Consider the following 12,800-nt stretch of genomic DNA (forward strand, 5'->3'; position numbering starts at 1 on the left):
AGCGGGGTTATCTCCCAGTGAATACCTACTCTCCTCCCAAGAATTACCGCGACGCAATGATGGCAGGGTTAGGGATAGTATTCTCAAGCGTTATGAACATACCAGTCAAGGCGGTTGGTGGTGTTCAGGAATTGACTTATTAACTGGTAATTATGACCTTTGGGGCTGTTTTAAGCCCGATTTTCCCCGTTTAAGCTTCGATAAGGCTAAACCGATTAAGTACGAACATCCCCCCCAAACCCCTACGGGAGTCTTTGCTTTGCGGGTTCCCCTGAAAATTTGGCAAAGGATAGCCCAGTCTATCAGTATTAATATTTTAACTGAAGAAGTGGATAATAAGCAAGAGGATCTCGGTTTTTGGTCTTGGGTAATCAAACATCCAGAGATACCTATTTGTCTTACGGAAGGAGCGAAAAAAGCGGGGGCATTACTAACAGCAGGTTATGTGACAATTGCCTTACCAGGGATTCACAATGGTTATCGTACTCCCAAGGACGAACTAGGTAGGAGAATCGGCAAATCTCATCTAATTCCGCAGCTGGAAAAATTAGCTAATTCCGGACGAAAGATTTATCTAGTTTTTGATCAAGAAACTAAACCAAAAACCCAACAAGCGGTTAATTTAGCTTTACAGAGAATGGGTTATCTATTCAGTCAGGCTAACTGTGAGGTAAAGGTGGTTACTTGGGATGCTGCTGATGGTAAAGGGGTGGATGATTTACTAATCAATCGAGGGGAAGATTACTTCCAACAAGTCTATCAAAAAGCTACCTCTTGGGAAATTTGGAAGGCAGCGAGTTTAAATAGTTTAACTCTCCCACCTCATCTAGAGTTAAATAGCCGTTACTTGCCAGATATTGCCATCCCTACATCAGCGCAGTTAATGGCGATTAAATCGGCTAAAGGTACGGGGAAAACTGAGTTTTTAGCCAAGATAGTTAAACAGGCTATTGCCAATCAACAAAAAGTTTTAGTTATCGGTCATCGGGTGAAACTGGTGGAGGAGTTATGTCAACGCTTTGGTTTAAACTATATCAGTCAAGTTAGGGACAATCCTGCGGCACAAATTTACGGTTATGGTTTATGTATTGACTCTCTCCATCCCCAATCACAAGCTAAATTTCAAGCGGAAGATTGGCGAGAAGCTATCATTATTATCGATGAGATCGAACAGGTTCTATGGCATGGGTTAAATGGGGATACTTGTAAAACTAATCGTGTGGCAATTTTAAGATCCCTAAAGTCCCTGCTGCAAACTGTGGTCAGCAGTGGGGGCAAAGTCCTAGTTGCCGATGCTGATTTAAGTGATATTTCCCTAGAATACTTAACTTCTCTAGCGGCGATTAAACTAGAAAATTTTTTAATTAGTAACGATTGGAAACCTAATTATAAGGAAGCTTGGCGAGTTTATAACTACTCTGATAATACTCCCCAACAGCTAGTTAATGATTTAGTCAAACATATTAAAGAGGGAGGAAAACCTTTTGTTTGTCTGTCAGCACAAAAGTTAACCAGTAAATGGGGGACAATTACCCTAGAATTTTATCTAAGAAAGCAATTTCCCCAGAAGAAAATTTTGCGGATAGACTCAGAGTCATTGCAAGATTCTAGTCACGCTGCCTATGAGGCGATTGGCAATTTAAATCAATTGTTGCTTAACTATGATATAGTTCTAGCTAGTCCTGCGATCGAAACGGGAATTAGTATTGATATTCAGCAACACTTTACCTCGGTTTGGTGTTTAGCACAGGGGATTCAAACTCCCACTTCTATCGCTCAATTTTTAGGGAGAATTAGAGAGAATATTCCTCGTTATATTTGGTCAGCAGTGTACGGATTTAATCAGGTGGGCAATGGTTCCACTTCTATCCCCAAACTTCTCACCTCTGGACACCGACTAACGGAGGTTAATATTCGCTTATTACACCAGTCAGATTTAGAATCTCTGGAGGATTTAGATACAACTTTTCAAGCGGAATCTCTCCTCTGCTGGGCAAAAATGGCTGTGCGAGTAAATGCTTATATGCTTAATTATCGTCAGTCAATTCTAGGTATTTTACAAGCAGAAGGTCATAGAATTAAAGAACGGAATCAGGAAGAAGAACTAGAAATAAATAATCAGTTAACGGCAGCAATTGAGGAAATTAGGGAACATAATTATCGTTCTGAATGCGAGGAAATTGCCAGCGCAGACGAGATCACGGAATCAGAATATCGTTGGCTAAAAAAACAGTTAATTAAGTCAGTGAAAGAAAGGAGAATTATCAGGAAATATGACCTATACAAACGCTATGGAATCCCCGTCACACCGCAATTAGTGATTAAAGATGATCAGGGATGGTATCAAGAACTACGCCTACATTACTTTTTGACAATTGGGCGACAATTTTTGTGCGATCGAGATGCTTTAATTGCCCGTAAACTGATAGAATCAGGTCAGGGAAGTTTATTTATTCCCGATTTTAATGGTAGTCAATTAGGAGTGATTATCGGGACGTTAGAAGTGTTGGGAATTCCCGTATTATTAGCTAACCCTGAAAGAGAATTAACTAATCATGATGCCGATTTACAAAAAATGGCCGAAATCGCCATTAAAAACCGCAACGAGATTAAAACTATCACCAAGATTAACCTCTCTAATACTGCCCGTCCTCTGACGATTATTCGTAATTGTTTGAACTTGTTAGGTTATCAATTAACCAGCAAGGGCAGCCAGAGAATTGCTAAAAAATCTCTAAAAGTTTATCAGATTGTTGCCCCTCAGGATGGGAGAGAACAAGTGTTTCAACAATGGTTATTTAGAGACGAAAAATGTGCGGGAAGTTCTGAGATTTGGTATGAGGACTATCTCTTTTCTCTCACCCAGAAACCATCTCTAGGCGAATCAGAAAATGCTTATATTCAATTAAGTCTAGAATTTAGTCTAGCTATGGAGAAATTGCCTATTTAAGCGACTTTTTTCCCTAAAATGACCACATCAGCCAGAAAATCGTCTAGAGCGGCAATTTGGGGTAAATAACCCCATCGTTGAAAGCCGAATTTTTCAAAGAGACAAATACTGGCTTGATTGTGGGCAAAAATAATACAGATAAGATTAGATATACCCAATTGGGGACAGCGCTCCAAGGCATATTCTACTAATAATTTACCGATTCCACGACCTTGATAATCGGGGGCAATATATAAACTAACCTCTGCCGTTTTTTGGTAAGCGACACGACCATAAAACATCTGTAAACTCAGCCAACCCACCACCCGACCTTCGATCGCTATTACCCAGATGGGATACTGTTCAGGATCGTGCTTTTCAAACCATTCTCGCCGACTTTCGAGGGAAATAGGCTTTAAATCTGCGGTTGCCTTGCGAGTGGGAACAGCAGCATTATAAATCTCGATAATTGTTGGTAAATCTGTTTCTTTAGCCTCGCGAATAATCATAGAATATCAAGTAAGATGAAGTATAACCTAATTTTCCCTTGTCTCCTAACTTCTGAATTATGCTATATCTCTCAATCTTACTTTAAAATTGGGTTTGATAGCGGACGGTAAACTCATTCAAATTGTAATCGTAGGAGAAGCGGATAAAAGACTGGGAATTAACTCGATAGACGGTTTCCAAATTGGGAAGAATATTAAAATCCGTTGCTCCGATCGCATTACTAACCGCATTTTCCACATCATACACGACTCCTTGGGCTAAGAGGGGAATTGCCAACTGAACCACTCCAAATTGAATTAATTGTTCCGTATTTTTCCCCTGTAAACCATTAAAAACCGACAGCAATTGTTCCCCCAAAAGTCGAACGATTTCCCCTTGGCTGCGGGGGGGAGTGCTGGTTAATTTAACTAGGGGAGTATTAAGCAGTCCCTCATCTTCACCTCTAGCAAAAGCCACTGCTTGTAAACAATTAGCAGCTTTTTGTAATTCTGTATCTGTATAGTTTTCCTCTAGGGGAAAAGGTGGACTATCGGGACGAATTTGGCACACTTCATTGATATTACGTCCTAAATTTGGTAGCAAGCGGTTTAATTCCCCTTCAACGCTGAGGGTGACATCAATCCTTTGAATGCGATTGAGGCTATCATCGGGAATTTCATTACTAGGAAAATCCCCCCCTGGACGGGAGATAGCAAAATCACGAGATTGAGAAAATTCGCTGAGAATTGTTCGCAGTTGAATATCAACAAAGGGATTAAAAAGTCCCAACCCGCGACTAGAATCGAAAACAATAACATTTTGATTGCGTCGGTTAAGAAGAAAACGCGTATCGATGTAACTAACCCGTCCTCGATCGAGATTAATCACTCCATTGGTTTGTAATTTCTCTAGTGGAGTGAGCGGACCGTTCAAGGTTAAAGCACCACTAAAATCAAATTGATACAAAGGTTCTTGTTCGATGGATAATCCCGCTAAAGACACTTGGAAATTATTTAAAACTGGAGTAATATTTGTCGTCTGAGGAATGTTGAGAGGCTGCAACCAGCGACTCACCGGTTTATCCGTTTCTTGATTAATTTCTGGGGTGCGAGGAAGAAAAACTTTACCCCTAGAAAGACGCACATTCCCCCCGATAATTGGTTGCTGAATTGTTCCCGTTACCATGGCATTCCCAGCAATTAATCCCCGATAAAGGCCATTAATTGCTATATCTCCCTCTTGAATATTAACTGTTAAGGGATTAGGATTATTTTTGATGGCTTGAAAGAAAGGTAAAACTCCCACCACAGAAATTTGTCTGTCAGCGATCGAGCCTTGTAATTCCTCTACTGTTAAGTTTTCAGGGGTTAACCCAATGCGGCCATTTACGGTTAAAATCTCTGGAAAAGCAACACTGCGGATAGCGGCATTATTGAGAGTAACTATACCATTTGCTTCTAAATCTTTGATTTTTAAACCCTCTTTTATATCTAATCTTCCCGTCGCTGAAAGAACTACCTCTCCCTCACCGTTAACCCATTCGATGGCGTTTTGACTGATAGCTTCAATTAATTTGATTGCATCGGTTCCCAATTTTGCTTGGATTTTTAATTGATCATTACCCGGTAAGGGAGGATAGGGAATGCTGGCATAGAGTTGGATTGATTCGGAGGAGGTTGTCCGCAAATCAAAACGATACTGGTTATAGGTAAATAAACCAATTATATCTTGATTAATATTTTGGGCATTAATTGCACCGTCAATAAAGGCAAAATTACCCTGAATACGAGGATTTAATAAAGTTCCTGTAATTTGTCCTTGAGTTTTTAGACTACCGGACAAATCTAAGGGAAACTGCACAAAATTTCTCAAGAGATCGAGAGAAAGATTTTCCACGGCAAAACTTCCCTCTACTTTTTTTAGGGAAAAATCACCCGCTAAAAATACGGAAGAATCTCGTGATTTTAATCTAATCGGTTCTATCCTGAGCAACTGACGATTTAAGTTAAGATTAATTGTTACTTCATCAATAGGAATTAATTGGGTATCGGTGGTGACAATTCCCAGAGGGTTAACAATATTTACCGTCGGTCTTTGGGGTCGCCATTCCCATCTATTGCCCTGAAATTGTACGCTAAGATCGGGATTTTTTAAAGTACCAGTTAAGGCTATATTTGCTTGATAACGGCCGCGAAAATCTAGTTCGGAAGGTATGCCGACTACCCCTCTTTCCCCTGCTAATTGCTGGATTATTTCTTCAATTTTTGCCCGCAAATTTACCTGTTGTGCTAGGGAAGCTTCGGGATTACCTACTCCTAGGGGACTAAGTTGAATAGCCTGGTTACTCTCGGAGGAGAAAAGGTTGATTAAACTGGTTAAATCATAGATACTAGCAACTGATAATAAATCTTGAATATAACCTTGATCTACCCTGAGTTTAGCTTCTATTTCCTGGGTTTGCCAATTAAATAAACCTTGCAGATTATATTGACTGGCACCCGCTTGTAAACTACCTTCTTGCAGTTGAACTATGGAATCCCGATAAACCAAATTTGCCGTTAATTTTTCCCCAATTAAGTTACCTAAACTAGGTCGGTTAATCTCTAGTTGTCCCTGTCCCTGTAAGTTAAATAAATTGATGTCTAGATTAGCATTCACTTGTCCAGCAATAATCCCCGGAACATTGTAGGCTGCCGTGGGAGATATTTTCAGGATTTCTAGGGGAAAATCGGCAATCTGAACATTGAAATTTTCGCCGCTTCGTTTAGCTGTTGCTAGAAAAGGAGTTTTATTTCCAAAAGCTTGGCGAATATTTATCCCTAAGGGAAGATAGGGCAGCAGACAATTATTTTGTTGACAAGGATCGAAAGTTAGGTCAATAATGTCCTGATTTCCCCGCAGATTTAAACTAATATTTTGACCGATTCCTGCTTGCATACTTCCTTTTAAGATAGGTTCAAAGGGTCGATCATTAATGCTAAAATTCGCTAAATTTATATCTCCTTTGATTTGTATATTTCCCACTTTTTGCCAAGCAGTTAAGAGATTTTTTCCCGTGATTTGTCCTTGAAATTCTCCGCTCCCTGTCAGTGTCGATTCTCTGGGTTTCAAACGAGGATCGATCGGTAAAAGCGATATAATCTGAGTTAGCGGTACAGTAGCAAGGTCGGTTTTTGCCTGTAGATTTAAGTTAACCTCAGCGATATCGGGTTGACTGATAAGATTAGCTAAAAGAATATTTCCTCGCACATTAAAGCTATTTTCTCCCCACTGTGCCGAAAGATTATTAACCTGAATTGGTGTTACTCCCTGCCAAATTTCTTTAATATTTCCCGCTAAATTGGCACTAAAATCTAAGTTAGGAATCGAGATTGATTTTATTCCTGGCAATTGCCCCATTAGGGCAGCGGGATCAAGATTAGCGGCAATAATATCACTTTGCCAGAAATTATTATTCAGTTGTGCCTTAGCTTTAATCTCTCCTTTAGCTACATTAATACGAGAGTTAAAAACTACTTTGACACTGCTTAAGTTGAGTCGTTTTTCTAGCAGAGAGTCGAAAATAGTTTGGGCATTTCCTGTCGCTTGAAACTTCGTTTGGTCAATATTCAACGCTAGGGGAACATTAGTCTGAAAACGCTCTAAGCTACTGAGAATATTAAAAATACCGTTGTTTAACTGAATATCAGTATTAATCGGATTATTATCCACTAACAACCGAGTATTTACCCTAGCATTGACGGTGGACAAATTAGGGATTTTTCCCGCTAGTAAATTATTGATTGCACTGGTGAAATTGACTTGGGTTTTCCCTAGACTAACAGGAATATTTATATTGGGTAAAAACGGATTTAAGTTAATGCCAGCCGTATTAACTATACCGCTTAAAATACCTTGTTCCAGTTGGGTTGTCGTTCTCAGGGATTGATTATTGACAAATAACTGTATATCCCCCTCTCCGCGCCAAGTTTGTAAATCCGTTAAAGTACCGCTAATCAGAGCATTTATTCTGCCAGCAAAGCTGATTTTTGCCCTGCCTAAACTAACGGGAACTGTTAAATTTTCCACTAGAGGATTGAGACTAATTCCCCCAGTGTTGACTGTTCCTGTCAGAAAACCTCGATTCAGTCTGGCTGTGGCAATTAAAGGATTATTATCTACTAATAACTCCATATTCCCTTGACCTTGCCAACTGCTGAAAATATTATTTTTATTATTTAGTAATTCTCCTAAATAACCTTGTAAATTAATTTGCGATTGCAGTAATTTAACCTGGGTTGGTAAGTTAGGCAATAGGGAATTAATCGGCAATCCCGCTAAGAAAGCGTTAGCCTGAAGATTTCCTTGCAATACTTGACTATTGACTGAAATTGTGCCTTGTTTACCGCTAATTCTTAAGTTAGCAACTCCGTTTAAAGTATTAATATTAAGTTGGTCAATTTTGCCACTAACTTGAATATTAGCTGTCTCTAAATTTAAGGGTTCTAAGGTTTCTAGGTAGGGGCAAATGCTATCTAAATATTGACAAACAAGAGGCACAAAAGGAGTCAATAAAAAGTTATTACCCGTGATTTTTCCCTGGACTAATTTGCTAGTAAAATCACCATTACCATTAACCTGTAGTTTGCCGCCATTTGTTTTAATGACCGTATCGGTTAAATTTATTTTGTTGCCCCCTAAAAATACTTTACCCTCCCCGGCAACATTGATTAATCCTGACTGATTAACCCTGGGTATTTGCCAATTAATTAATAATTGTGGCAGTCCTAAACTACCCCTAGCTTTAATATTAGCTTGCAGATCGTTTATATTAATTTTAGCGGGAATTGTTGCCAGTTGAGATAAAATTTTTCTCGTGGGAAAATTGGCTTGTAAATTCAAATCAATCGGCATTTTGGTCCCGTCAAGAGGTTGATTTTTTTGCAGGGATTGCAGAATATTTAACTGCAATTTTCCTTCTCCTTTAATTTCTCCACCTGCGACGGGTTTAATTTGAATTTTATCTAAATTAAGACGATTGAGATTTGTTTGAAAATTACTGGTTATTGATTGAATAGGAATTTGCTCAAAAATAATCGGTTTGCTGTTGCTAACGGTTCCTTTAATTAGAGGTTGATCTAGTTTTCCCGTCACTTGAAAAGTAGAGCGTGCTTCTCCCCGTAAATCTAGAGGTGATTGCAGATAAATAATTCTTAAAAGTTGTTGTAAATCCACCGATTCTAGAGCGACATTGAGATGATAACCAGTTTGCCAATTTACTTCTCCTCTCACCTCAGTTTTAATCTTGCCAATACTTGCGTTCGCCTGTTCAACTAATACTTTATCTCCCTGTAAATTTAACTTAGTTGTTAGCTTAATTGGATACTGAAAAGGTTGGAATTTTCCCGCTACATCCGTCACCTGAAAATTACCATTTCCTTCGGTTTGATTTAGCTTTGCCCAACTGGGAATATTGAGAGCAATATTGGCATTTACTTGTCCTTGATTGAATTGGAAATTGCGATTAGGAATTAAAGTTAATAGTTCACTTAAATTTAAACGATCAATCTGAAGATTAGTTTGACTTTCACCCGTTTTTAACGCCGTTTCTCCTTGAATTTTTACTTGACTTTTGAGGATTTCTGCGCTAAGATCGTAGGTGAGAGGTTGCCTTTGATTATCAAGAAATCTTCCCTGACCATCGGCTTTAATTTCTATCGGTTTTTTCAGGGTATAGGGTTGGATAGTAATAGCTGCCTTCTCCACCTGAACACCCAGATTTAACTTAATAGGTGCCTCCCGCTCAAAGTTACTAGATATTTTTTCTAAATTATCGAGCCATTGACCATTTTTATCCTGATCGAGATAAATACTGGGATTAATTAACTTGACATCAACCGGCAGCGGCAGACCTAAAAGTAAGGGCAGCGGATTTAATCCCAATTCGATCGCATCAATAGATAAACTATCAGCAGAATTGGCCGTAGCTGGAATTTCCGATTTACCGATACGGATGCGATTAAAATAAAAGCCCTCTATCTTACCTACCCTGACGGGTCTATGCAGCATTTCACTGAAGATATTATCTAAAATTGGGGTGAGACGTTCATAAACTAAATAACGAGTCGTAAAATAGCCAAGGGAGGTAATTCCTAGGAGAGTAATTCCCCCGACAATTAAAGTAGAAGGCCGGCGTAAAAATCGACCGATACTCAGAAAAAGATTAGGACGAGAAGAAGGATCGCCAGGGGAGTTACTCATAATTGTTTACCTCACACACACCAAAGAAAGGGCAACGGCTCACCAGAGCTAATAAACTATGATAATTCACCGCAGCACTGATAGCCCTCAATCGATTAATTGCCATTTTTTAGGCAATTATTGGGCTTAAATCCTGTGAGGAAGTCAAGGGATGCGGTCAATTAAAAGCCTCTCTCCCCATCTTAGCCTAAGACTCGAATGGCTGGCTAAAATTTTCAACAATCCGCCAAAATCTGCCTAGCTTCAACAGTCAACCGAATTAATATTGATCACCCCACCAGTTCAAGCAGAATATTGCTCGGATCAATAGGTTCGGAAATTGAAGATTGAGAGAAAACTTGTGCGGACAGACAACAATCCGGCGCAGTCTGGAACAACAACCAGAAGTATTCAGTCTTAGAATATTGGGACTAGCACGTCTATTTTTACTGCAAAAAGCGTCTTATAGATAAAGATTATGAAAGCCAGATTATCGATCGCCCTAACCGCCCTAATGACCTTGGGCATAACTGCCACACCAGCGGCCAACTTTGACGAACAGGACATCGAGCAGACCCAGGTAGTAGCGATCGCTCGTCCCTACGGAGGTAATAAATTTGACCTGCTAGTATTGGAACAAATTCCGGGAAAACAGAAGTGTTGGAGCGAAAGCGGCTCAAATCCCGTCATGATTGACCCGCTGCTCCTCAACTTTGACTTTACCGGCATTTGTCGCCGCGCCACTGATAGTAATGGTTATTCTATCCGTCTCGATGGCCGGGATTTTGGGCTAGATTACATCCTGCGTATTGTGGAACGCAATGGCGAATTATACTTAGTGGGAACTCCCCGGGATGCGCGCAGACCGGAATTAGTGGTGGGAAGAACCCGAGGAATGCAAACAGGATTTATGAAAATTATCCTCGAACCGGGTTGGAGATTTAGCCGTCGTACCTTTGAAGGCAAAAGTTTAGGCCACTTCTACTTTAGCGGCAAAGAAGCGGAAGTTCTCGCAGCCACCGGCAGACCTCCCCTCAGCGAAACCACTCCTCCCCCCAGTTCTGGGTCTAGTTTTCAGGATATTAGCGGCGATATCTATAAAACTGAGATTGAAAAAGCGATCGCGCTTGGGGTAGTGGCCGGTTTTAAAGAAGATAACACCTTCCGCCCCGAAAATCCCGTCACCAGGGAACAATTCGTCTCGATGATTATTGAAGGGATGGGAACTGTCACCAAAATTAACCTAGAAGAGATTCCCCCCGGCAGCGGCAGTTTTAACGACGTAGAAGCGACGCGCTGGAGTGCCAAAAAAATCCAATGGGCCCGGGCCAATGGTATTGTTGCCGGCAAAGCTAACGGCGAATTCCGTCCCACCGACCCCATCACCAGGGCCGAATTGATGGCGATTCTCAAACAGGCCGCCACCTACCTGAAAACTCAGCAAAAACAAGCCCCCGATTTAGCCCAAACTAAAACCCCCGTCAATTTTTCCGATACTTCCGGCCATTGGGCCGCCAGTTTAATTACCCAGATGTCGGGATTTTGCGGTGTGGCCTCTCCCTTGAACGAACGGGGTAGTTCTTTTGTACCAAACGATCCCGCCCGTCGTAACTACGCAGCAGCCGCCATCGTCCGTACCCTCGATTGTGTTAAAACCGCCAAAAAATAAGTAGGGTTTGCGGCAAAAAGTTTTTCTTAGGGTTAGATTGTGGGGTTTTACCCATTTTTAGGAGGTCAATTACCTAATTTTCAGGGCAAAAGTCCCCCAATTTTCCCCCCGCTCACTCCCAGTCCCGGAACTTTTTGATCTCAAAAAGGCCTAGGCACTCATGCAAAAGGAGGAATCAATAATCAGTCTTTAATAACCAGATTTAGTATGATTACTGGTCACTGATTACTGATCACTGATTACTGATTACTGATTACTGATTGTGGTTGTTAATTTTTACTTTAGGTATGCCGTCGGGTATTCTCGCTAGACTGGAAAATAATGCACCTCGGCTAGACAAAATCCTATGGTAAAGCTGCTCGAAAATCCTCTCCGAGTGGGATTGCGACAAGAAAGAACCCCAGAACCCCTAATTTTAGTCATTTTTGGGGCATCGGGAGACTTAACCCAAAGAAAACTGGTTCCTGCTCTCTATCAACTGAAACGGGAAAGACGACTACCGGCCGAATTAACCATCGTTGGTACAGCGCGCCGAGAGTGGAGTCATGATTATTTTCGCCAACAGATGCGCCAAGGCATCGAAGAATTTTCCGACGGGATTGGCAGTGAGGAATATTGGCAAGACTTCGCCCAAGGGTTGTACTATTTCCCCGGCAACATGGACGATCCGGAAAGTTACGCCAAAATGAAAGTTTTTCTGGAAGAATTAGACGGAATCCGGGGAACCCGTGGCAATCGAGTCTTTTATCTAGCGGTTTCTCCTAATTTCTTCCCTCCCGGTCTTAAAAACCTTGGCGCGGCTGGAATGCTGAAAGACCCAATTAAACACCGGTTAGTGATCGAAAAACCCTTTGGCAAAGATCTCAGTTCTGCCCAAGTTCTCAATCGAGTCGTACAAGAGGTTTGTCAGGAGAACCAAGTTTATCGCATTGACCACTATTTAGGCAAGGAAACCGTCCAAAACTTATTGGTGTTCCGATTTGCTAACGCTATCTTTGAACCCCTCTGGAATCGTCAATTTATCGATCACGTCCAGATTACCGTGGCCGAAACCGTGGGAGTGGAGGAGCGGGCCGGATATTACGAAAAATCGGGAGCTTTGCGCGATATGGTGCAAAATCACCTGATGCAGTTATTCTGCTTGACGGCCATGGAAGCGCCCAACGCTATTAACGCTGATAGTGTCCGCGGCGAAAAAGTCAAAGTCCTGCAAGCGACTCACCTGGCCGATATTAATAACCTGGAAAAATCCGCCATCCGCGGCCAGTATAAAGCCGGTTGGATGAAAGGAAAACCCATTCTGGGCTATCGGCAAGAACCGGGGGTTAATCCGGAATCGACCACCCCCACCTACGTGGCCATGAAATTAATGGTAGATAACTGGCGTTGGCAGGGTGTCCCTTTCTATCTGCGTACCGGTAAACGTCTGCCGAAAAAAGTTTCCGAGATTGCCATCCAATTCCGCCATGTGCCGTTATTAATCTTCCAATCGGC

5 protein-coding genes are annotated in these 12,800 nt (G+C 41.2%); 3 read left to right on the forward strand and 2 right to left on the reverse strand.

The window, feature by feature from the left end; genetic code table 11:
- On the forward strand, positions 1-2,950 hold a 2,950-nt coding region (locus PX481_RS14725; RefSeq protein ID WP_288094841.1), incomplete at its 5' end, for a plasmid replication protein, CyRepA1 family.
- Here PX481_RS14725 and PX481_RS14730 read toward each other — a convergent pair.
- Together PX481_RS14730 and PX481_RS14735 are read right to left on the reverse strand one after the other, a co-directional pair.
- Positions 2,947-3,438 (reverse strand): GNAT family N-acetyltransferase, encoded by a 492-nt coding sequence (locus PX481_RS14730; protein WP_002757157.1) that lies wholly within the window; start codon positions 3,436-3,438, stop codon positions 2,947-2,949. The genes PX481_RS14725 and PX481_RS14730 overlap by 4 nt on opposite strands.
- 82 nt (positions 3,439-3,520) lie before the next feature.
- Positions 3,521-9,658, reverse strand: a complete 6,138-nt coding sequence (locus tag PX481_RS14735; RefSeq protein WP_288094843.1) for a translocation/assembly module TamB domain-containing protein — start codon at positions 9,656-9,658, stop codon at positions 3,521-3,523.
- A 457-nt stretch (positions 9,659-10,115) separates the two neighbouring features.
- On the opposite strand from PX481_RS14735, the gene PX481_RS14740 reads away from it, so the two are divergent.
- Positions 10,116-11,306, forward strand: coding sequence for a DUF3747 domain-containing protein (locus PX481_RS14740; protein ID WP_002757153.1), 1,191 nt, complete (start codon positions 10,116-10,118; stop codon positions 11,304-11,306).
- A 346-nt stretch (positions 11,307-11,652) separates the two neighbouring features.
- Positions 11,653-12,800: glucose-6-phosphate dehydrogenase (gene zwf, locus PX481_RS14745; RefSeq protein ID WP_288094845.1), on the forward strand; the 1,148-nt coding region annotated here is incomplete at its 3' end.

This window comes from Microcystis sp. M53603_WE2 (genome assembly GCF_030065435.1).

Bases quoted from the DNA above. Each gene is read 5' to 3' on its own strand.
- PX481_RS14730 (WP_002757157.1), bottom strand. From the start codon at position 3,438: ATGATTATTCGCGAGGCTAAAGAAACAGATTTACCAACAATTATCGAG.
- PX481_RS14740 (WP_002757153.1), top strand. From the start codon at position 10,116: ATGAAAGCCAGATTATCGATCGCCCTAACCGCCCTAATGACCTTGGGC.
- PX481_RS14735 (WP_288094843.1), bottom strand. From the start codon at position 9,658: ATGAGTAACTCCCCTGGCGATCCTTCTTCTCGTCCTAATCTTTTTCTG.